This window comes from Promicromonospora noduliphila, from assembly GCF_056951025.1.
This window is the reverse complement of sequence record NZ_CM167806.1, coordinates 4,441,953-4,463,942: the sequence shown is the minus strand read 5'-3', so window position 1 is coordinate 4,463,942 and position 21,990 is coordinate 4,441,953. Positions and strand designations below refer to the sequence as shown.

The window sequence follows — 21,990 nt, the reverse complement described above, 5'->3', positions numbered from 1 at the left end:
CGTACTAACCGGACATCTGCCGTGGAGGAAGAGCATGCTCGCCGTTGACCTGGTCCGACGCGGAGCCGCCCGGTTCGGGCCGCGTACCGCCGTCCGCTTCGGCGCCGAGTCACTGACGTATTCGCAGGTGGACGAGGCGGCGAACGCCATGGCACGGGTGCTGCACGCCCACGGAGCCGAGCCGGGCTCGCGGGTCGCGCTCCTGATGGGCAACGGCCTGTGGTCCATCGCCATGGACTTCGCCTGCCTCAAGGCCGGTGTCGCCAGGGTGCCGCTGAACGCCCGGCTGTCGGCGGCCGAGCAGGGCCGCATGCTCGACGAGACGGGCGTGCGCCTCCTGGTGCACGACGCTGCGCTGACCGAGCGCGCGGCCGAGCTCGCCGCGGCGCACGGCGTCGCCACCCTCGGCCTGGGCGCGCCGGGCGCCGTCGGCGGACCGGACCTGCTCGCCGCGATGCAGGACGTCTCCACCGCCGACCCGAACCTGCCCGCGAACCCGCAGGACCCGATCCTGCTGCTGTACACCTCCGGCACCACGGGCACGCTCAAGGCCGTCGAGCACACCCAGGCCAGCTACGCCGCGATCGTGGCGAACGTCCTGACCAACCTGGTCAGCCCGGCCCGGGACTCGGTGATGCTGCACGCGGCCAGCCTGATCCACGCGAGCGGCACGTTCGTGCTGCCGTACTGGCTGCGCGGCGGCGAGTCGGTGGTGCTGCCCGGGTTCGAGCCGCAGGGCTACGTGGACGCCATCGCCCGGTACCGCGCCACGGAGATCAACCTGGTGCCCACGATGATCGGCATGCTGCTCAGCTCGGGCGTCGCCCAGCGCGCGGACGTCTCCTCCCTGCGCACCGCCATCTACGGGGCCAGCCCCATGCCGCGCCCGGTGATCGAGCAGGCCATGGACGTGTGGGGCCGCCGGTTCGCGCAGTACTACGGCCAGACCGAGGCGCCCCTGTGCCTCACGGTGCTCGACGCGGAGGACCACGCCGATGCCGCCCTGCTCGGCTCGTGCGGCCAGCCCGCGCTGGACGCCCAGCTCCTGGTGACCGACGACGACGGCGCCCCCGTGGCACCGGGCGAGATCGGCGAGATCCGGGTGCGTGCGCCGTTCACCATGGCCGGCTACCACGCGGCACCCGAGCTGAACGCGGAGATGTTCGCGGGCGACGGCTGGCTGCGTACCCGCGACATGGCGCGCGCGGACGAGCGCGGCTACCTCTACCTCGTGGACCGGCGCAGCGACATGATCGTCACGGGCGGCTACAACGTCTACCCGCGCGAGGTCGAGGACGTGCTGCTGGCGCAGCCGTCGGTAGCCCAGGCGGTGGTGGTCGGCGCGCCCGACGACACCTGGGTCGAGGCCGTCACCGCCTTCGTCGTGCCCGCGCCGGGCGCCGCCGTCGACGAGGCCGCGCTGCAGGCCGCCGTGCGCGAGAAGCTGGCGGGCTACAAGGTGCCCAAGTCCGTGCGCGCCGTCGACTCGGTGCCGCTCTCGCCCGTGGGCAAGGTGCTGCGCCGCGCGCTGCGCGAGCCCCTGTGGGAGGGCCGCCGGTGAACGTCCTGGTCACCCGCGAGGGCACGGTCACCCTGATCGGCATCGACCGCCCGGAGCGGCGCAACGCCGTCGACGGGCCGACGGCGGTGGCGCTCGCCGACGCGTTCCGGGCCTTCGACGCCGACGACGCCGCCACCGCGGCCGTGCTGTACGGGACGGGCGGCACGTTCTGCTCGGGCGCCGACCTCAAGGCGCTCGGCACGCCGGACGGCAACCGCGCGGCGGCCGACGGCGACGGGCCCATGGGCCCCACCCGGCTCCGGCTGAGCAAGCCGGTCATCGCCGCCGTGTCGGGGCACGCCGTGGCGGGCGGGCTGGAGCTCGCGGCCTGGGCCGACCTGCGCGTCGCGGACGAGACGGCCGTGTTCGGCGTCTTCTGCCGCCGCTGGGGCGTGCCCCTGATCGACGGCGGCACCGTGCGGCTGCCTCGGCTCATCGGGCAGTCGCACGCGATGGACCTGATCCTCACGGGCCGTGCCGTGGACGCGGACGAGGCGCTGCGCATGGGCCTGGCGAACCGGGTGGTGCCCGCCGGGCAGGCCGTCCCGGCCGCGGTGGAGCTGGCGGCCTCGCTCGCGGCGTTCCCGCAGGTCTGCCTGCGTGAGGACCGCGCGTCGGTGCTCGACCAGTGGGGCCTGGACGAACCGGCGGCCCTGGCCCAGGAGTGGACACACGGCGAGCGCTCCCTGGCCGCCGACGCCTACCCGGGTGCGGCCCGCTTCGCCGCGGGCGCGGGCCGCCACGGGGAACCGGCCTGATCCGGGCCCGGCCGGGTCACGCCACGAGGCGGTCCGCCGGGGCGTCCCAGTCGATGCGGTAGTCCGTGACCCAGTCCCGCGTGGTCCTGGTCGCCGCCCGGCCGACCAGCGGCAGGATCACCCGGTCGCGCAGCAGCCGGGTCAGCGGGTTCGGGATCTTCTGGTTGGACGTGCGCTTGGCCTGAGCGATCAGCTTCTCGACCCGCCGTCGGCGTGACGCCTCGAACGCCGCGAAGCCGGCGGCCGGGTCGCCGTGGTCGCGCAGGAACCGCGCGAGCAGCACGCCGTCCTCGATCGCGAGCGAGGCGCCCTGGCCCGACGTCGGGGAGATGGCGTGCGCCGCGTCGCCCACCAGCCCGACGGGGCCGCGGTGCCACACGGGCACGGTCGGCAGGTCGAGCGTGTTCCACGGCGGGACGATCTCCGGCGTCGCGGCGATCAGGTCCAGCGCGGGGCCGGCGTCGTCGGCGAAGAGGCGCATCAGCTCGGCACGCCAGCGGTCCGGGGTCCAGGCCGCGAGCTCGGCGTCGGTCGCCGCGCGGGCGCGGGGCACGTTGGCGAACCACCAGACGTCGCCGGGCCCGCGGTTCGCATAGGCGAAGAAGGCGCGCCGGCCGAAGATCATCGTGAAGGTGCCCTGCGGCGCGTCCACCGAGACGCCGGAGGCGTAGCCGCCGGTGTTCAGCAGGCCGGTGTAGCGCGGCGGCGGGCAGCTCGGGTCGAGGATCTCCCGCACGCGGGAGTGGAGGCCGTCGGCGCCGACGAGCAGGTCGCCCTCTGCCGTGGTGCCGTCGGCGAAGGAGGCGACGACGCCGCCGTTGCCCCGCACCGCGGCGCCTGTGAGCCGCTTGCCGTACTCGATCGGGATGCCGCGGCGCACGGCCTCGTCGCGGAGCCGGACGTAGAGGTCGGAGCGCCGCACGGTCTGGCTCACCGTGCGCGCGTCGTCGTCCCGCCCCATGGGGAGGTGGGCGAGGCTGCGGCCCGACGACGCCCGCAGCGCCAGCGTGTGCGTGTCGAAGCCGCCGAGGTCGTGGTGGTCGATGCCGAGCACGCGCAGCGCGGCCAGGCCGTTCGGCGCGAGGTTCAGGTAGGCGCCCACGCCGTCGGCCGTGCGCTGGTACGCCTCGTGGATGGTGCTGTCGATGCCCGCCTTCTGCAGGGCCATGGCGGTCACGGGTCCGGTGATGCCCGCTCCGATGATGATCGCTCTCATGTGCTCACCATAAAATGGCTAACCATAAGATGGCAAGGCGCCCCGAGTGATCGGGCGATCCCGATCTAGGCTGGGCGCCGTGAACCAGGAGTCCCGGCCCCGCTCGCCGCTCGCGATGGTGCTGCTGGCGCTGCTCGCCGAGGAGCCCATGCACGCCTACCGCATGCAGCGGCTGATCAAGTCGCGGCGCAAGGACGACGTCGTCAACGTGGCGCGCAGCAACAGCGTCTACCAGACGATCGACCGGCTGCTCCGCGACGGCCTCATCGAGGTGCGCGAGAAGCTGGCGGCCGACACGGGCCCGGCCCGGATCGTCTATGCCCTGACCGCCGACGGCCGCGAGGCGCTGCGCCGCTGGATGGACGCGGCCCTCGCGACGCCTGCCCGCGAGTTCCCGGAGTTCCGCGCGGTGCTGGCCGTGGTGGCGATCACGAGTCCGGACCTGGTGGCGGAGCGGCTCGCCGAGCGTGCGACGGCCCTGGCGGCCGCGCTGGAGCAGGCGGAGCGCGAGGAGGCGATCAGCCGGGAGCAGGGGGGCCTGCCCCGGGTGCTCCTGCTGGAGCACGAGCACCTGATCGCCGTGACGCGCGCCGAGCTGGCCTGGGTGCGCGGGGTGGTCGGCGACCTGCACTCGGGCGCCCTGACCTGGGACACCGCTCAGATGCTCGCGAACCGCCCGCCCGAATGACGCGTCGGATCGAGGGTTCGGGGCGCCGGGCGTAACATCCGAAGGTGTTCTTTCGGACGGTCGCCACATCCGCCGCGATCCTGGTCGCGCTGGCCGTGACCGGCGCCGTCGCCGGGCCGGCCTGGGAGCCGGAGCCCGTGACCGACCACCTGCGCCCGGCCACGACGTCGACGGCGATCGGCGGCGTCCCGCCCGGTACGGGAGAGCCCGGCGACTACGAGGTGCGCGAGTCGCCCGTCACGATCCCGCTCGCGGACGGCCTGGAGGTGGGCGGGCTGCTGCGCGAGCCCGTCGACGGCCCGGCGGAGCGCCCCGGGATCGTGTTCGTGCACGGCGCGGGCACCGGCAAGGCGGCCGACGCCTTCACGCTCGCCGCCACCGCCCTGGCCAGCGCGGGGATCACCACGCTCGTGCCGGACAAGCGGCTCGACAACTACTCCACCCGGCACCGCGACTACGAGGCCATGGCGCGCGACTACGCCCACTCGGTGGGCTACCTGCGCGAGGTCCCCGGCGTCGACCCGGAGGACGTGGGGCTGTACGCCGAGTCCGAGGGCGCGTGGGTGTCCCCGGTGATGATGGTGGACGACCCGCGGCTCGCGTTCCAGATCCTGGTCTCGGCCCCCGTGGTGCCGCCCCGGCAGCAGGCCGCGTACGCCGTCGACAACTACCTGCGGAACACGGACGTGCCCGCCGGGGTGTTCCGGGCGATCCCGCGCGCCGTCGGCATGAGGGTGCCGGGCGGCGGGTTCGAGTACGCGGACTTCGACGTGCGGCCGTGGCTGAAGAAGCAGGAGGACCCGATCCTCGCCGTCTACGGCACCAAGGACGCCTCGATGCCGCTCGAACAGGGCACACGCGAGCTCCTGGCCGCCGCGGACGACGTGACCGTGCGGTTCTACGAGCGTGCGAACCACGGCATCAACGTGGAGACGCCAGAGGGCCTGGTGCTGCACCCCGACTTCGCGGCCGACGTCGCCGACTGGGTGCTCGGGCTGCCCGCCACGGCGTCCGCCCCGCCGCAGGTGGCCGGGGCCCAGCCCGAGCAGCTCTACCTCGCCGCGCCCGTGCCGCAGCCGCAGTGGTACGGCGACGGCGACTGGCTGGTCGGGGTGGTCGTCACCGCCGCGGGCCTGCTGGTGGTGGGCCCGCTCCTCGTGGGCGGCGCCGTTCTGGCAGGCCACCTTGCCCGACGGCGGTCCGGTCGCCCGGGCGTCCGCCTCGCCCCGGGGCTGCGCGGACCGCTGACAGGGCTGGGCGTCGGCTCGGTCGCGACGACGGTGGGCCTGGTGGCGTACCTCGGGGCGGTCGCGCGGCTCGCCCTGGACTACCAGAAGGACGCCCTGGTGGTGCAGGGCGGCTGGATCGCCGTGCGGCTCCTCGCGATCGCGGCCGTCGTGGCGGCGGCCCTCCTGCTGAACCGCGTCCGCGACCTGCGGGGACGGGTCGTGCGGCCCGTGGCGGAGGCCGTCGAGACCATCCGTGTCGCGCCGCGCCGCGCCGCCGCCGTGGTGGTCTCCACTGGCTTCTGGGCGACGGTGCTGGGCGCGACGGCGCTGCTGGTCACCCTGGCGTACTGGGGCGCCTACCAGCTCGGCATCTGACCTCAGGCCGAGTAGGGGGCCGGCTCCACGGCGGCGGACGGGGCGAGCGGCGACAGCTCCGGCTCCCGGCGGGCCGCCGTCCGCGCCGCGACGTCGTCGGGCACCGCGTCCGGGAGGCGCAGGTGCCGCACCTGGTCCACATGGGTGGTGGTCGCCAGCGCCGCGCTGTGGCCCGCCGGCGCGGGCACGTGCGTCAGGTACGGCCGGGGGTGCGGGAGCCGGACCGACGGGTCGGCCGTGACCAGGGTCGGGCGCGGGCCGGTCACGTCGAGGTCGCGCAGCGGGATCGCCAGGCCGTGCCCCGTGAGCTTGGTCGTCGCCTCCTTGCGGGTCCAGGACGCGAGCAGCGCGTCGGCGCGGTCGCGGGCCGGCAGGCGGCGCCACGCATGGTGCTCCGCCCGGGTCAGCGCGGCCGCCGCCAGGTCGTCCAGGTCGCCGGTGGCGGGGCGGGCGTCGAGGTCGGCGCCGACCCGGCCCTCGCCCACCACGGCCACCAGCACCCAGGCCCGCGTGTGGGAGACCGAGTAGTCCAGGGCCACCCCCGGCACGTGCGGGCGCCCGTGGTGCGGGTCGCCGCACCGTTCGCACCACCGGTCCACGACGATCTCCTCCGGGGGAACGCCCAGGTAGCGGGACAGGATCAGCCGCTGCGCGGCCCGCGACGTCAGGTGCACCTCCGTCGCCGCCTCGTCCAGGCCCACGAGCTGCTCGCGATCCGGTACGGTCAGCAGGCGCGTCCAGGCTTCCCGGCGTCGGACCGGAACCAGCCAGACGTCGCAGGTGCGGGGTGCCGGTGCGGCGTAAGAGTCCACTGCGTTCTCCTGACCTCGACGTGCGGTCGGCTGCCGCCGATCGCGGTTCTTCCACCCACGCGCCGGATGTGATGGACGTGCGCAGAAATGCAGGTGTGACCGGACTCGCCGTGGTTGGGCCTGACAGGGCCCGTGCCGAGCGGGTACAAACGTCGTGGACCCCAGCGCCGCCAGCCACACTTTCCCCAGTCTCGACCAGCGGCGTTATCGAGGAGTGAACGGATGATGGACCAGCGCGCCTCCGAGCGTGACGAGAGAACTTCGGCCGACGTCGACCAGGACGCGAACGGCGCCCCGACCGAACGGCTCGACCACGAGCACGTCGCCACGATCTCGCCGGAGGCCGGGCCGGACGCCACGCCGGAGGACCCAGAGGTCGTCAGGCCGTTCGCGAACATCGCCGTCGCCGACTACGTGCGGGACGTCATCGCGGCGCTCGCCCTGCTCGTGTCGCTCGCGCTCCCGTGGAACCTCGTCGACCGCTCGGCCGACCGGGTCGAGGTGGTCCTCGCCGTCGCGCTGTCGCTCGCCTCGCTGTCCCTGCCGTACCTCGCGCGCTTCGCCGTGCTGCCCGTCGCCTGGACCGTGCACTCGACCCGGCGCACCCGCCTGCTCGCCGGGCTCCCGATCGCCGTGATCGGCCTGATCCACCTCGTGCTCGACCTCGGCGGCGGCACCGGCGTCGGCACCGGCCTCGGGCTCGCCCTGGCCGGTGCGGCGCTCGCGGCGACGCCGCGCGACAGCGAGCTGGGCCCCGTCGAGCAGGACGGCGCGGTGGTGCGCGGCTGGCGGCTCGGGCTGGCCGGCGTCGGCGTGCTGATCGCCCTGGGCGCCGTCCTCGCCACGCTGTTCGCAGAGCTCGCGCAGGACGCGACGCTGGGGGAGCGGCTCCTGGCGCCCGTGTGGCTCGTGCTGGCGCTCGGCCTGGCCTGGCTCCTGGTGGGCGGCACCGTGCGGCACGACCGGCCCTCGCGTCTCGTGCTCGTCGCCGTCGGCATCGTGCTGGCGCTGCTCTTCGTCTTCACCGCGGGCGGCGCGCTGACCGGCATGGAGTCCATGCGCCCCGGCGTGACCGACCCGAGCCGGTTCGGCCTGGTGCTGCTCCCGCTCGCGGCCGCGCTGGCCGGTTCGCCCGCCGTGCGGCGCGACCCGGCGGCCGACGTCGTGGTCAGCACCGAGCGGGCGGCGGGCGTCTGGGTCCGGGTGGCGGTCCGCGCGTTCGACGTCATCGTGCTGCTCGCGGTGTGCAGCGCGCTCGCGGCGCTGGTCCAGATCATCGACCCCGGCTTCGACGTGACGCTCGTGGTGCGGCTCGTGCTCGGCGTCGTCGTCGCGGGCGTCGCCTGGTTCGCGCGGCGCTCCCTGCTGCGGGACCCGGGCACCGGGCACGTGCCCGCCGTCGGCGCCGCCTGCGTCGCGGGCGTGCTGGGCCTCGTGGTGGTCATCGCGACGTCGGGCGCTGGCCTCGGCGTGGACCTCGGCGACCTGCTCATGGCCCTCGGCCTGCCGTGTGTCGCGGCGTCCGCGCTCATGGTGCCGCAGGCCGTGCGCGAGCACTTCCAGACGGTGGGCATCGGCGGCGAGTCGGACGTCGACCGCAGCCAGGCCTACGTGTGGGCCCCGCCGCGGCCCAAGGGCGACAAGGCGGAGCCGGTTGCCCTGCCGGAGCAGCCCGTGCGGCCCACGCCCGAGCTGCGCCGGCCCGCCGAGCCGCGCCGGGTCACCTCGACGGGCGCCGTGCGGACCGTGGCCGGGGCGGTCGCCGCCCAGCGCGGCGTGATCCCGGTGGGGCCCGCCGAGCCCGTGTCGGGCGAGGTCCCGCTCGGCTCGATGCGCACGGTCGAGGACATGCCCGCCCAGGTGGGCGAGACGGCGACCATGCCGCCGGTGGGTTCGGGTGCGACGCCGGTGGCGCCCGCGCAGCGTCCCGCAACCTCGGCGCAGCGCCCCGCGAGCTCCGCGCAGGAGACGGCGCGCATCCGGCCGATCCAGAACGGGCAGGTGGAGAACGGGCAGGTGGACAACGGGCAGCAGGCGACCCAGGCGCCGTCGGACGGCGGGGAGGACGTGCGGAGCACGGCCGTGCTGCCGCCCGTGGCCGGGCGCTGGACCGCCGCGCAGGCGCTCGACCCGGCCACGCCGCTGGCCGACCTGGCCAAGATCGTGCAGGAGGCGCCGCACCTGCGGCCGCAGGTGGCCGCCAACCCCTCGACCTACCCGGCGCTGCTGGACTGGCTGGGCGCGCTCGGCGAACCGCAGGTCGATGCGGCGCTGCGCAACCGCCGCTGACGTGGGCCGCTGGTCGTGCTTGGCGAGACCGGTCTCGACAAGCACGACCAGCGAGGTACAGTGACAGCGTGCACCCGGCGATGAGCCTCCTCCTTCTCTGCCGCGGCGAGGCCTAGACAGGCCGGTTCCTCGCCGCGGTGGCTTCGTGATGCCGGCCGCGGCCCGTGACCCGGGCCGTCCGCCTGTCAAAGGTCACTCAAACCGGAGGACGCACAGATCATGAGCAGCAGCACCGCCACCCCTGCCCCCACGCACGGCGATCCCGTGTTCGGCACAGCCGGTGGCATCATCGAGGACAACCCGCAGCAGACGTCGGGCATGCCGACGCACAAGTACCGGCCCTTCCACGAGCAGATCACCGTGGAGCTCCCGGACCGCACCTGGCCCACCAAGCGCATCGAGAAGGCGCCGCGCTGGTGCGCCGTCGACCTGCGGGACGGCAACCAGGCCCTCATCGAGCCCATGGACGCGGAGCGCAAGCTGCGCATGTTCGAGCTGCTCGTGAAGATGGGCTACAAGGAGATCGAGGTCGGCTTCCCGTCGGCGAGCCAGACCGACTACGACTTCGTGCGCAAGCTGATCGAGGAGGACCGGATCCCCGACGACGTGGTGGTCCAGGTGCTCACGCAGGCCCGCGCCCACCTGATCGAGCGCACGTACGAGTCGCTGACGGGCGCCAAGCAGGCGATCGTCCACCTGTACAACTCGACGTCCGTGCTGCAGCGCGAGGTCGTGTTCCGCACCGACCAGGACGGCATCGTGGACATCGCGCTGGACGGCGCGAAGCTGTGCCGCAAGCTCGAGGAGACCCTGCCGGACACGCGGATCTACTACGAGTACTCGCCCGAGTCGTACACGGGCACAGAGCTGGAGTTCGCCGCGCGCATCTGCAACGAGGTCATCGAGGTCTTTGAGCCGACGCCGGAGCGCAAGGTCATCATCAACCTGCCCGCTACCGTCGAGGCGGCCACGCCCAACGTGTACGCCGACTCGATCGAGTGGATGAGCCGCCACCTCAACCACCGCGAGAACGTCATCCTGTCGCTGCACCCGCACAACGACAGGGGCACGGCGGTAGCGGCGGCCGAGCTCGGCTACCTGGCCGGCGCGGACCGCATCGAGGGCTGCCTGTTCGGCAACGGCGAGCGCACGGGCAACGTCGACCTGGTGACGCTCGGCATGAACCTGTTCTCGCAGGGGGTCGACCCGCAGATCGACTTCCATGACATCGACGGGATCCGGCGCACGGTCGAGCACTGCAACCAGCTCCCCGTGCACGAGCGGCACCCGTACGTGGGTGACCTGGTGTTCACGGCGTTCTCCGGCTCGCACCAGGACGCCATCAAGAAGGGGTTCGAGCACATGGCCGGGCGCGCGGCCGAGGCGGGCGTCGGCGTCGACGACCTGAGCTGGGGCGTGCCGTACCTGCCGATCGACCCGCGCGACGTGGGCCGGTCCTACGAGGCGGTCATCCGGGTCAACTCGCAGTCGGGCAAGGGGGGCGTGTCCTACCTGCTCAAGAGCGAGCACAACCTGGACCTGCCCCGGCGGCTGCAGATCGAGTTCTCCCGCGCCGTGCAGGAGGTGACCGACGCCGAGGGCACCGAGGTGACCGCCGAGGACATCTGGCGGATCTTCACCGACGAGTACCTGCCGGTCGAGGAGGGTTCGCCGTCCGGGCTGGAGCCGTGGGGGCGACTGCAGCTCCGCGGCACGCGCGCCGTCTCGGCGGAGGGCGAGCAGGACACGCTCGAGGTGGACGTGCTGGACCGAGGCGTCGAGCACACGCTGACCGGCGTCGGCAACGGGCCGATCGACGCGTTCGTGAACGCGATCGAGCAGGTGGGCGTGCAGGTACGCGTGCTGGACTACGCCGAGCACGCCCTCTCGGAGGGCGGTGACGCCAGCGCGGCGGCCTACGTCGAGTGCGCGGTGGGCGACGACGTCCTGTGGGGCGTCGGCATCGACCCGTCGATCACGCTGTCGTCCCTGAAGGCGATCGTCTCGGCGGTGAACAGGGCGGAGCGGGCCGCGGGCTGATCCGCCGCCGTCGGCGGCCCGTTTGGCCGACGACTCCTTTTGAGACCGAGGTTTCTTGGCTTTGAACCGCCTCAAAGCCAAGAAACCTCGGTCTCAAAGGGAAGTTCTGTGACGCCGGGGGCCAGCGGCCCGGCGTCGGCCGGCGGCGTCAGTCGATCCGGGTGTACGTCGCGTCCCACGGGGTCTCGGCGCCCTGCTCCGTGTAGGTCGTGTCGTCGCACGTGTACCGCATCGGCTGGGAGAGGCCGTCCGGCTCGTGGGTCTCGCTGGCGTCGCCCAGCTCCCGGGTGACCTCGGCCTGGCTGAAGTCCACGTCCTCGAACGTGAGGGTGCCGCCGTCCGTCGAGACGGTGTAGGTCGCCGTGCCGCTCCAGGTCTCGGTGTAGACCCCGTTCGAGGTCTCGGCGCTGAGCGGCTCGGCGTCGTCGTAGGAGGCCACCTGGGTGCCGTCGGCGCGGAACTCCACCACGCGCCCGGTCCAGCCCGTCGCCGGGACGGCGCCGTCGCCGGTGGCCACCTCCGTGGTCAGGTCCTGCTGCTCCCAGCGGCCCACCAGGCACTCGTCGATGGCGGACGTCGGCGACGGTGATGCCGCGGACGGCGACCCCGACGGGTCGGCGCCGGGGCTGCCGGTCGGCATGCCCAGCACGAACGCCGTCGCGGCACCGCCGACGATCAGGACACCCGCCGCTGCGACCAGCCAGGTGGCCGGCCGGGACAGCAGGCTGCGGCGGGGCTCCGGCTCGGGCTCCGGCGTCGGCTCCTGCGGCTCCACCTTGAGCACCGTGCTGTCGTCCCGCAGCGCCGTGGCGTCGTCCTCGTCCGGGAGCTCGACGTCGGGCACGTCCGGTCCCGGGACGATCTTCGTGGTCGCGGTCCGGACGTCGGCGGGCACGCCGTTCAGGAAGTCGATCACCTCCTGGAGGCTCGGCCGGGCCTCCGGGTCCTTGGCCAGGCAGGCCTGCACGAGCGGGAGCAGCCAGGGCGGGCAGCCGCTCAGGTCCGGCTCCTCGTGGACCACGCGGTAGTACACGACGGTGGTGTCGCCCTCGCCGAACGCGCGCTGCCCGGTCGCGGCGTAGAGGCCGACGGCGCCGAGCGCCCAGACGTCGGCCGCCGGCGTCGAGACGCCCCCGCGGACCTGCTCCGGCGCCATGAAGGCGGGCGTGCCGACCTTCAGGCCGGTGCGGGTCAGCGACGTCGAGTCGAGCGCCTTCGCGATGCCGAAGTCGATGACGAACGGCCCCTCGTGGCCGAGCAGGATGTTGGACGGCTTGAGGTCCCTGTGCACGATGCCGGCCTGGTGCACGGCCCGCAGGGCCTCCGCCACGCCGGCCAGCATCCGGCGCACGTCGGGTTCGGGCAGCGGTCCCTGGCTGCGCACGACGGCGGAGAGGGCGGGACCCGCCACGTACTCGACGGCCAGCCACGGCTGCGCACCGTCCGGATCGGCGTCGATCACGGTGGCGATGAACCGGCCGCGCACCTTCATCGCCGTGGCGACCTCGGCACGGAACCGGGTGCGGAACTCCGGGTCCTGGACGTACTCCTTCAGGATCGCCTTGAGGGCGAGCTTCCGGCCGGTACGGGTCTCTGCGAGGTACACCACGCCCATGCCGCCGGCCCCGATCCGGCCGAGAAGCTGATAGCCGCCCAGCTCGGTCGGGTCGGACGGCTCGAGTGGCTGGATCTGCGGGGCTGCCCCTGGGCCTGGCGCGATCATGGTGGAAAACATACCGGATATCCTTGAATTAACCCGGCATTTCCGCCATGGTGAGGCGCGTTGGTGATGCGCGTTCGCTCGCCATGACACAGGTACAGGGGGAGACATGAAGAGGAAGTTCGTGAGCCGCGCGCTCCCGTCCGCGCTCGTCGCGGGCGGTCTGATCGTCGCGGGCGCCATGTCCGCCTCGGCGGCCGACGGGAGCACGCCGGGCGCGGAGCAGTCGACCGGCGGTCTGGGCGGCGCCCTCTCGGGCACGGTCGACGCGCTGGTCGGGGACGGCGGCGCCGTCGACACCACGCTCAACCAGGTGACGGACACCGTCGGGCAGGTCACGAAGAAGGACGGCGCCCTCGACGACACGGTCAAGGGCGTCACGGGTGTCGTGGACTCGGTCGCCGGCAAGGACGGCGCGGTCGACGACGTCGTGCAGGGCGTGACGGGCGCCGGCGCCCCGGCCGAGGAGGAGGCCCCCGTCCCGGTGGCCGCCGACCCGGGTCCCGTCGAGGACGTCGTGGGCGGCGTCTCCGGTGCGGTCGACTCCGTGGCCGGCGAGGGCGGTGCCGTGGACGACGTCCTGGGCGCCGACGGACCCGAGCGAGGCCTGACCGACAACCTGGGCGGCGAGCTGATCAGCGACGTCGGCTCCATCGGCGAGAACCTCGGCAACGGCGACCTGCCGGGCACGATCGGCGCGGCCACCGGCGACGGCGGCCTCGTGGACGACCTGCTCGAGAGCCCGTCGACCGGCGGCCCCGGGGGCGACCTCCCGGGCGGTGGTGACGACGGCGATGGTGGCGACGGCGGCTCGGACGACGGCGGCACCATCCCCGTGGGCAACGGCGAGGGCGGCTACGACTCCGGGATCGTGCCGATCACGCCGATCGACGAGGCGCAGGGCCCCGGCGCGCTGGCGGAGACCGGCGGCAACGTCGGTGTCGCGGCCGGTGTGGCGCTCGGCCTCACGGCAGCGGGAGCCGCGATGATCCGCGCCCGCCGCCGGATGCTCGAGGTCCAGGACTGAGCCGTCCCGGCCGGCCCCTCGGGGCCGGCCGGGTCTCAGTCCTCCCCGGGCTCCAGGTGGACGGTGGCACCTGTCCGCCGGGTAGCATCCGGGCATGAGCTGGCCGGTCACCATCAACTTTCATCCGGACCGGCTCGTGGCCGACGGCAGCGAGACCCTGATCGAGCGCCTCGCGCACGACCGGGTGTGGCGCTCCCAGTTCGAGACCGGGACCAGCAACGGCGGCCTCACCGCGCACCACGGCGGCGACCGGTGGCGCTGGGAGCAGCGCATGTTCGCCGGCCGGTACGACGCCGTCGAACCCCACGAGCGTCCGCGCTACGGCGCGCTGAACCACCGGCTCCGGGCGGCGGGCGCCGCCGTCCGCTTCGGGTCCGCCCACCTGCGGCTGCGTCCGCACGTGCTGGGGCGCACCACCTTCTGCTACCCGGACTCGGTGCTGGAGCCGGAGCACTTCGCCGCCGTCGACCCGGCGCCGCTGGTCCGCCTGGCGGACGCCGACACCGCGGCTGGCGTCCACGACCTGCTGGACGACTACGTCGAGGCTCAGGTGCACGCCGCGGTCGCGCTGCCCGACGACGTCGAGGCGCTCGTGCTGGATCCCTGCTACCGCGGCACTGCGGTGGCGGATGCCGCGGGCGGGCTCGGCGTCGCCGTCGAGTGGCACCACGGGTTCCGCCTGCGGGTGGATGAGCTGGCGATGCGGCCGGAGTTCCGCGGGCCCGAGATCGTGGAGGTTGCGCGGGCGGTCGCGGCCGACCATACGCCGGACGGGTGGCTGGATGCGCGGGCGATCGGGGACGCCGTCCGCGCGGGGAAGCACCAGCCGCAGGACCTGAAGAAGGTCTGGCACCACGTGGCCCGCTGGGGTCACGCCTGGTGAGCTACGTGCTGGGCCGCTGAGGTGCTCTCGCCGCGCGCGCCGGCGGCCCGGCGGTCACCAGTCGGTCGAGCCGCGCGAGGGCGGCGGACCGCCGTCGGCCTGGTGCCGCGGGGCGGGTGAGGAGCACGCCCGCCAGGCTGACGGCGAACCCCGCCACCGTGAGCAGCGGCAGCTCCTGGCCGAACATGGCCCAGGCCCACGCGGCGGAGACCGCGGGGGTGAGGTAGAGCCAGGTGCTCACCGCCACCGGGCCCCTCGTGCGCTGGACGTACAGGTACATGCCGTAGCCGCCGAGGAACGACAGGCCGATCAGCCAGGCGACCGCCTGCCAGAAGACCGGGTCGGCGGGCGGCGCCGCGTGCCCGCCCGCGAGGGCGACCGCCGTGAAGAACGCCGCCGCGACCACGCTCTGCACCGCCAGGGAGTCCAGCACGTCGTGCTGCCCGCCGTCGGACCGGAGCGGCGCGGGCCACAGGTCGCCCAGCACGGCGGCGGCCGAGAGCGAGAGCATGCCAGAGACGGCCCAGAGCGCTGCGTGCGCCTCCGCGCCGCCGGCCAGGGCGGGCGGTCCGACGGCGAGCGCCACGCCGGCGAACCCGATGGCCAGGCCCACCGCCTGGCGCCGTCCGCCCCCGCGCCCGAACCGGGACATGACGACGGCGACGAGCGCCGGCTGCAGCGAGGCGAGCAGGGCGGCGGTGCCCGCGGGGAGGCCCTCCTCTACGGCGCGGAACACGCCGTAGAGGTACCCGGCCTGCCCGAGGGCGCCCAGGACCGTCTCGCGCCGCAGGTAGCGCAGTCCGTACCGGCGGCGGAGCAGCAGCACCACCACGACCATCGCCGGTGCGGCGAGGGCGTAGCGCCACAGGAGCGTGGTGCTGGCGGGCGCGACCGGGGCGGCGAAGGCGGCGCCCACGAAGCCGGAGCTCCACAGCACCACGAGCAGGGCGGGTGCGAGCTGTCGCAGGAGGCTCGTTCTCATACCTCCCAGGTAACCACACAGGTCGGTATACTCGCAGTGCACCGGCAAACACGCACGTCAGCACACCCGAGACCGGACGGAGGCTCCCGTGCCCCGACGTATCCCCAACCCGCACACGCCCGCCGGCGAGAAGATCATCGTGGTGGCGAGCAAGCTGTTCTACGAACGTGGCATCCGCGGCGTCGGCGTCGACCTGATCGCCGACCAGGCGGGGGTCACCAAGAAGACGCTCTACGACCGGTTCGGGTCCAAGGACGAGCTCGTGGCCGCCTACCTGGCCCGCAGGCACGACCGCTGGCGGGCGTGGTTCGACGAGCGGCTCGCCGCCCGCGGGGTGGCGGGCTACGAGCGGGTGGTCGCGGCGCTCGAGCTCGCCGGGGAGTGGGCCGACGAGAACCTGCGCGGCTGCGCATTCGTCAACGCGCACGCGGAGATCGGGGGTACAACGCACCCGGGCAACGCGGTGATCCTGGCCGACAAGCGGGACATGCTGGGGGTGTTCACGGAGCTGCTGCGCGACGCCGGGCACTCGGACCCCGAGGGCCTGGGCGCGCAGATCCACCTGCTCTACGAGGGTGCGATCGTGGCGCACACGACCCGCGCGCAGCCGCAGGCCTTCGCGACGGCGTGCGCGGCGGCGCGGGCGCTGCTCGCGCCGTCCGCCTAGAAGAAGTGGGGGTCTTCCGTTCGCGGCCTCGTCGCGCTATTTTGTTAACGGTACCGGTCCGTTAATAAAAGGAGCAGGCAGACATGACCGACGACGGCGTCACCGATGTGCTCGTGGTCGGGGCTGGGCCGACGGGGCTCGCCCTGGCCTGCGGCCTCCGGCTGCAGGGGGTCGACGTGCGCGTCGTGGACCGCCGGCCCGCCCCGGCGACGACGTCGCGGGCCAACTTCGTGCACGCGCGGGGGTCGGAGGTGCTCGACCGGCTCGGCGCGCTCGGCGACCTGCCCCAGCGCTCGGTCCCGGCGATGCAGATCGTCACCTACCTGGGCGACCGGCCCGTGATGCACGTCCGGTTCGGCGACCCCGGCCTGCGGACCCCCGCCCCGCCCATGCTCGTCTCGCAGGCCCTCGTGGAGGGTGAGCTGCGGCGCCGTCTCGCGGAGCTGGGCGTGAAGCCGGAGTGGGGCACGCGGGTGGCCGGCGTCGTGCAGGACGACGACGGCGTGACCGCCCGGCTCGACGGCGGGGGGACCGTGCGGGCGCGATGGCTCGTCGGCTGCGACGGGACGAGGAGCGTCGTCCGCGAGGCCGCGGGCATCACCGCCCCCGGCGTCCGGCTGAGCGAGCGGTTCCTGCTGGCCGACGTGCACCTGGACTGGACGCTGGACCGGGCGGGCACCACCGCGTGGCTTCACCCGACGGGCCTGCTCGGCGCCATGCCGATGCCGGACGCCGACGGCCGGACCGACCTGTGGCGCCTGATCGCGTACGACCCGGCGAGCGCCACGCTGGACGAGCAGGCGGACGCCGACGGGCTGCGGGCCGCCGACGCCTACGGCCGGCGCAGCCGCCTGACCGAGACGCAGATCCTGGACCGGTTCCGGGAGATCCTGGCCGAGCGCTCCGGCCGCGACGCGCGGATCCTGGATGCCGTGTGGCTGTCGGAGTTCACCATCCACCGCAGGCTGGCCGACGAGTACCGGCGCGGGCGGGTCTTCATCGCGGGCGACGCCGCGCACGCCCACGCGCCGTTCGGCGGTCAGGGCATGCTGACCGGGCTCGGCGACGCCGAGAACCTGGCCTGGAAGCTCGCGCACGTGGCGCGCGGGCTGGCGTCCGACGCGCTGCTCGACACCTACCAGGCCGAGCGGCGACCGCTTGCCGCTGACGTGCTGCGCGGCACCACGAACCTGACGCGGGTCAACGTGGCCCGCAGCGCCGTGGCCCGGTTCGTGCGGGACCGGGTGCTGGTCCGGGTCTTCAACCAGCCGTGGCTGCAGCGCCAGGCCACGTTCACGGCCTCCCAGCTCTGGGTGAGCTACCGGTCGGGGCCGCTGGGTGCCGGGCTGGCCGAGCGGGTGGCCGCCCGGCTCGGCCGCCGGATCTGCGTGGGCGACCGGGTGCCGAACCTCGACTGCGTCCGCGCCGACGGGAGTCCGGCTCGGCTGCACAGCGAGCTGGGTGGGGAGTGGGTGGTGCTGGTGCCGCCGTCGGGGGAGGTGCGCGGCGGCGGGCGGGACGGCGGGGAGTGGGGCGGCGTCGAGCGGGGGGCCGCGGCGCGGGGCGGTGCTCTGCCGGACGGTGCGTCGTGGGGCGGTGCGTCGCGGGACGGTGCGCCGCAGGGCCGTGCGTCGCGGGGCGACGTCGGGCCGGCGCGGCTCACGCGTACCGACGGCGTGCCGGAGGCGTGGCTCGTGCGCCCGGACGGGCACCTGGCCTGGCGCGGGACCGACCCGGCGGGGGCGGCGCCCTGGCTGGCCGGGCTCCTGCGCGAGGGCCGGGCCCGGTGACCGCCGTCGAACCGCCGCGGGGCCGCGGCCGCCCGCGCGACCCCCGCGCGGACGAGGCGATCCTGCGCGCGGCCCTCGAGCTGTTCACCGAGCACGGCCACGCCGGGACGAGCATCGAGCAGGTCGCACGCCGGGCCGGCGTCGGCAAGCTCACGGTGTACCGGCGCTGGGGGAGCAAGGACGAGCTGATCGCGGCCGCCGTCGAGTCGGCGCGTGGTGAGATGCCGAACCCCGCCGCTGACGAGCTCGACGGCCTGTCGTACGCCGAGGTCTCCCGGGCGCTCGCCGACGCCCTGCCCACCGCCGCCCGGACGCTCGCCGAACCGGGCTACCGGGCGATGCTCGCCCAGCTCTTCGGCTCCAGCGTCACGCATCCCGGCCTGATGACGGCGTTCTGGGAGAACCACATCCTGCCCCGGCGGCGCACCATGCACACGGTCCTGTCCCGGGGCGTCGACGAGGGTGTGCTGCCCGCCGGCACGGACATCGAGGCCCTCATCGACATGACCGTCGGGGCGGTGATGTACCGGCTGCTGCGCCCCGAGCCGCCCGACGCCGACGAGCTGCTCGCCTACCTGCGCGCCGTCTACGGGCAGGCGGGGATGATCCCGCGGTAGGCGCCGCCGGGCGCGGGCCGGCTGTGTACCCTCGGCCCGTGCACCAGCAGACCATCCTCCAGCCCGGTACCGACCTCCCCGCCGGGACGGCGTACCTGCCGACCTCCGTCGAGACCGCGTACTGGGGCCGCCTGCCCTGCGCGGCGGACGGCGCGGTGCTGTCGGTGGACCCGGGGCAGGAGGTGGTGGTCGACACGCTGTCCCACGAGGGCATCCTGGAGGACCAGGGCGGCGACCCGCTCGCGTACTTCGCGGAGCGCGGCGTGGCCGAGCAGGCCGTCCTGGCCGACGCCGTCGAGCTCGCCGCCGCCCGCCGCTCCCGCCTGGGCGCACGCACGCCCGGCCTGCCGGTCGCCCCGGGGCAGGCGGACGACGGCGCGCACGGCGGCCACGTGGTGACCGGGCCGGTCGAGGTGCGCGGGGCGCTGCCGGGCGACCTGCTCGCGATCCGAGTGCTGTCGACGGAGCCCCGGGTCCCGTACGGCGTGATCTCCAACCGGCACGGCCGCGGCTCCCTGCCCGGCGAGCACCCGGCCGGCGGGGCGGACGTCGTGAGCGTCTTCGCCCAGGTGGACGCGTGGGCCGACGGCGCGGGGCGTGGCTCGATCCCGCTCGCCGAGGGTGCCGAGGGCCGGGTCCGTTTCGACCTGCACCCGTTCCTCGGCATCATGGGCGTCGCCGCGGCGGGCAACGAGCGGCCGCACTCGGTGCCGCCGGGGCCGTTCGGCGGCAACCTCGACATCAACCTGCTGGGCGCCGGGTCCACGCTGTACCTGCCGGTGCAGGTGGCCGGCGCGCTCGCCTACGTGGGCGACCCACACTTCGCGCAGGGCGACGGCGAGGTGGCGCTCACCGCCTTCGAGGCGTCCCTGCGCGTGCGGCTGGGCTTCGACCTGATCCCGGCGGCCGACGCCGTCGCCGCGTTCGGGGAGCTGGCCGGCCCGCTCGCCGAGACCGCCGAGTACCTGGTCCCGACCGGGCTGGACCGCGACCTCGACGTCGCAGTGCAGAACTGCGTGCGGGCCGCGATCGCGCTGCTGGGGGCGCGGTACGGGATGTCGCCCGCGCATGCCTACGCGTACCTGTCGGCGGCGACGGACTTCGACATCTCCCAGGTCGTGGACGTGGTCAAGGGTGTGCACGCGCGGATCCGGAAGGTGGACTTCGCGCTGAGCTGAGGGTTGCGGGAATCTGAGGGTTGCGGGAAGTTGTGTCGCGGACTGAGGTCTTGGAGGGGCGGGCATCGTCGGTCCGATGATGGGGCTAGGCCCTTCGATTTCGGCCCTGGGGATTGACCGAACTCATCGATTTCAGTCCGATGATGGGTTGGGCCTTTCGACTTCGGTCCGCTGGTTGGCTGGGCACGTCGACTTCGGTCCCACGACTGACCGAACTCATCGACTTCGGTCGCTTGTCCCGAGATCGGTCCATTAATGGACCGATCTCGATGCAACCGGCCGATCTCGAGGCGAGCGGCCGACCCTGAGCAACGGACGGGCCCGGGCAATGGGCCGACCTCAGCGCAACCTAGCGATCTCAGATGCGCGCGTGACCAGGTCCGGGCAAGCGGACTGCCTGGCAGCATGGGCGCATGGGTCTTGACCTCAGTGTGTGGCGCGTTCGTCCCCAGCCCGGGCCGTTGGCCGTCCCGACCGGATCCGGTGTGCTCGACGGCGAGACCGTCGCGGTCAAGGACCTGTTCGCCGTCGTCGGGCAGCGGGTCGGTGCCGGGAACCCGGCGTGGCTCGCCGCGGCGCCCGTCGAGGAGTCCCACGCCGATGCCGTCGCGCGACTCCTCGCGGCCGGAGCCGCCGTGGCGGGCATCGCGCAGACCGAGGAGTTCGCCTACTCGCTGACGGGGGCGAACGCGCACTACGGCACCCCACTCAACCCTCGCGCGCCGGGGCGGATCAGCGGCGGGTCGACGTCGGGCCCCGCCACCGCCGTCGCGGGCGGTGAGGCGAGCGTCGCGCTCGGGACCGACACCGGCGGATCCGTGCGCGTGCCCGCCGCGTACCAGGGGTTGTGGGGCATCCGCCCCACGCACGGCACCGTGGCCGACGGCGGGCTGCTGCCGCTGGCGCCGTCGTTCGACACCGTCGGGTGGCTTGCTCGGGATGCCGCGACGCTGGCCCGGGTCGGAGAGGTACTGCTCCCCGGCGACACCGCACCCGTACCGGCGAGCGCCCAGCTCCTGGTGAGCGATGCCCTACTGGACCTGGCCGCGCCCGAGGTGCGCGACGCCGTCGGACGGCTTGCCCGGGAGGCCGGGGCCGAGCCGGTCGAGTGGGCGCCCGAGCCAGCGTGGCTCACCGCCTTCCAGACGCTCCAGGCCGTCGAGGCATGGGACACGCACGGCGCGTGGCTGGCGACGCGGATGGACACGCTCGGGCCGGCGGTGCGCGGGCGGTTCGAACGGGCGCGCTCGATCGGTGCGGCGGACGCCGAGGCGGCGCGGGCCGCCGTCGGACAGGCGCGGGCCGAGATCCGGGACCGCCTGGGGGAGCGGGTGCTGGTGCTGCCGTCCGCCGCGTCGGTGGCGCCGCGCCCCGAGGAGGCCGAGGCCGCGCGGTCGGCCACGATGCTGCTGACCTGCCTCGCGGGGATCGGCGGGCTGCCGGCCGTGTCGGTGCCGGTCACGACGATGTCGGGTCTCCCCGCGGGTGCCTGCCTGGTGGGGCCGGCGGGATCGGACCGGGCGCTGATCGCGCTGGCCGGGTCGGTCGGCATGCGAGTGGACCCGGACGGGCATAGAAGTGAAGTGAAAGTCACTTAAAACGGACGGGAGAAGCATCATGACGCACGCGACAGCTACTCGGCGTCCCCGCGGCGCTCACCAGTGGCTTGCCCTTCTGGTCGGTGTGGTCTTCCTCCTGGTGGGGCTCGCCGGCTTCTACGTGACCGGGTTCGACATGGCCGGATTCATGGAGCACGACCCCGGCCAGACGCTCCTGGGCTTCGCCATCAACCCGCTGCACAACGTGGTCCACCTGGTGATCGGGATCCTGGGCATCGGCGCGTGGGCCTCCTCGGCCGGCGCGCGCACCTTCGGCTGGCTCCTCCTGATCGGCTACGGCGCGGCGTTCGTCTACGGGCTCTTCGCCGTCAACAACCCGGACATCAACTACCTGAACCTCAACCAGGCCGACAACTGGCTGCACCTCGGCAGCGCCCTCGTCGGCCTCGTGATCGCGGTGTGGCCGGCGCCGTCCCGCGTGGTCGAGCTGCCGGGCGCCACGGAGGCGGTGCCGCCGGACATCGCGTGATCCGGACGCTGAATTTACCCAGTTGAAACGCGCGTCTCACCATGGCGGCCGGTTTGAAACTAGGTTTGTC

18 protein-coding genes are annotated in these 21,990 nt (G+C 74.2%); 14 read left to right on the top strand and 4 right to left on the bottom strand.

Annotated elements, in window-relative coordinates:
* Positions 1-34: 34 nt before the first annotated feature.
* Together AC0QU1_RS19570 and AC0QU1_RS19565 are read left to right on the top strand one after the other, a co-directional pair.
* Positions 35-1,561: a class I adenylate-forming enzyme family protein gene (locus AC0QU1_RS19570; RefSeq protein ID WP_483571699.1), complete on the top strand. Its 1,527-nt coding sequence runs from the start codon at positions 35-37 to the stop codon at positions 1,559-1,561.
* A complete protein-coding gene (locus AC0QU1_RS19565; RefSeq protein WP_483571697.1) occupies positions 1,558-2,319 on the top strand; it encodes a crotonase/enoyl-CoA hydratase family protein in 762 nt (253 codons plus the stop codon). Before AC0QU1_RS19570 ends, AC0QU1_RS19565 begins: the two co-directional genes overlap by 4 nt.
* Positions 2,320-2,335: 16 nt before the next feature.
* Here the strand turns inward: AC0QU1_RS19565 and AC0QU1_RS19560 are convergent, their stop codons facing one another.
* The gene (locus tag AC0QU1_RS19560; protein ID WP_483571696.1) at positions 2,336-3,535 is read right to left on the bottom strand and encodes an FAD-dependent oxidoreductase; all 1,200 of its coding nucleotides are present in this window, start codon (positions 3,533-3,535) and stop codon (positions 2,336-2,338) included.
* A 79-nt stretch (positions 3,536-3,614) separates the two neighbouring features.
* Between AC0QU1_RS19560 and AC0QU1_RS19555 the strand changes: the two genes are divergently transcribed.
* Both AC0QU1_RS19555 and AC0QU1_RS19550 read left to right on the top strand, forming a co-directional pair.
* On the top strand, positions 3,615-4,223 hold the full coding sequence (locus tag AC0QU1_RS19555) for a PadR family transcriptional regulator (RefSeq protein ID WP_483571694.1): 609 nt from the start codon (positions 3,615-3,617) through the stop codon (positions 4,221-4,223).
* A gap of 44 nt (positions 4,224-4,267) precedes the next feature.
* Entirely contained in the window at positions 4,268-5,827 is a 1,560-nt protein-coding gene (locus tag AC0QU1_RS19550; protein ID WP_483571692.1) for an alpha/beta hydrolase family protein, read from the top strand.
* A 2-nt stretch (positions 5,828-5,829) separates the two neighbouring features.
* Here the strand turns inward: AC0QU1_RS19550 and AC0QU1_RS19545 are convergent, their stop codons facing one another.
* Positions 5,830-6,639 carry a 4'-phosphopantetheinyl transferase family protein gene (locus AC0QU1_RS19545; RefSeq protein WP_483571691.1) on the bottom strand — a complete coding sequence of 270 codons (810 nt, stop codon included), beginning with the start codon at positions 6,637-6,639 and terminating at the stop codon, positions 5,830-5,832.
* Positions 6,640-6,861: 222 nt separating this feature from the next.
* Here AC0QU1_RS19545 and AC0QU1_RS19540 point away from each other — a divergent pair, with 222 nt between their 5' ends.
* Positions 6,862-8,928, top strand: coding sequence for a DUF7937 domain-containing protein (locus AC0QU1_RS19540; protein ID WP_483571690.1), 2,067 nt, complete (start codon positions 6,862-6,864; stop codon positions 8,926-8,928).
* A gap of 219 nt (positions 8,929-9,147) precedes the next feature.
* Positions 9,148-10,968: a 2-isopropylmalate synthase gene (gene leuA / locus AC0QU1_RS19535; protein WP_483571689.1), complete on the top strand. Its 1,821-nt coding sequence runs from the start codon at positions 9,148-9,150 to the stop codon at positions 10,966-10,968.
* A 148-nt stretch (positions 10,969-11,116) separates the two neighbouring features.
* Here the strand turns inward: leuA and AC0QU1_RS19530 are convergent, their stop codons facing one another.
* On the bottom strand, positions 11,117-12,703 hold the full coding sequence (locus AC0QU1_RS19530) for a serine/threonine-protein kinase (RefSeq protein WP_483571688.1): 1,587 nt from the start codon (positions 12,701-12,703) through the stop codon (positions 11,117-11,119).
* A 94-nt stretch (positions 12,704-12,797) separates the two neighbouring features.
* Between AC0QU1_RS19530 and AC0QU1_RS19525 the strand changes: the two genes are divergently transcribed.
* Positions 12,798-13,715, top strand: a complete 918-nt coding sequence (locus AC0QU1_RS19525; RefSeq protein ID WP_483571686.1) for a hypothetical protein — start codon at positions 12,798-12,800, stop codon at positions 13,713-13,715.
* Between the two features lie 94 nt (positions 13,716-13,809).
* Complete coding sequence (locus AC0QU1_RS19520; RefSeq protein ID WP_483571685.1) at positions 13,810-14,598, top strand: DUF3626 domain-containing protein; 789 nt, start codon at positions 13,810-13,812, stop codon at positions 14,596-14,598.
* 1 nt (position 14,599) lies between these two features.
* On the opposite strand, the gene AC0QU1_RS19515 is transcribed toward AC0QU1_RS19520, so the two are convergent.
* Entirely contained in the window at positions 14,600-15,580 is a 981-nt protein-coding gene (locus tag AC0QU1_RS19515; protein WP_483571684.1) for a DMT family transporter, read from the bottom strand.
* Positions 15,581-15,668: 88 nt separating this feature from the next.
* Here AC0QU1_RS19515 and AC0QU1_RS19510 point away from each other — a divergent pair, with 88 nt between their 5' ends.
* The 6 genes from AC0QU1_RS19510 (at position 15,669) to AC0QU1_RS19485 (ending at position 21,920) form a co-directional block, all read left to right on the top strand.
* Positions 15,669-16,247, top strand: coding sequence for a TetR/AcrR family transcriptional regulator (locus AC0QU1_RS19510; protein WP_483571682.1), 579 nt, complete (start codon positions 15,669-15,671; stop codon positions 16,245-16,247).
* An 83-nt stretch (positions 16,248-16,330) separates the two neighbouring features.
* The gene (locus AC0QU1_RS19505) at positions 16,331-18,037 is read left to right on the top strand and encodes an FAD-dependent oxidoreductase (RefSeq protein WP_483571681.1); all 1,707 of its coding nucleotides are present in this window, start codon (positions 16,331-16,333) and stop codon (positions 18,035-18,037) included.
* Complete coding sequence (locus AC0QU1_RS19500) at positions 18,034-18,654, top strand: TetR/AcrR family transcriptional regulator (RefSeq protein ID WP_483571679.1); 621 nt, start codon at positions 18,034-18,036, stop codon at positions 18,652-18,654. Before AC0QU1_RS19505 ends, AC0QU1_RS19500 begins: the two co-directional genes overlap by 4 nt.
* Positions 18,655-18,692: 38 nt before the next feature.
* Positions 18,693-19,832, top strand: a complete 1,140-nt coding sequence (locus AC0QU1_RS19495; RefSeq protein WP_483571678.1) for an acetamidase/formamidase family protein — start codon at positions 18,693-18,695, stop codon at positions 19,830-19,832.
* Between the two features lie 413 nt (positions 19,833-20,245).
* Positions 20,246-21,430 carry an amidase family protein gene (locus AC0QU1_RS19490; RefSeq protein ID WP_483571677.1) on the top strand — a complete coding sequence of 395 codons (1,185 nt, stop codon included), beginning with the start codon at positions 20,246-20,248 and terminating at the stop codon, positions 21,428-21,430.
* 19 nt (positions 21,431-21,449) lie between these two features.
* Positions 21,450-21,920 carry a DUF4383 domain-containing protein gene (locus AC0QU1_RS19485; protein WP_483571675.1) on the top strand — a complete coding sequence of 157 codons (471 nt, stop codon included), beginning with the start codon at positions 21,450-21,452 and terminating at the stop codon, positions 21,918-21,920.
* Positions 21,921-21,990 lie beyond the last annotated feature (70 nt).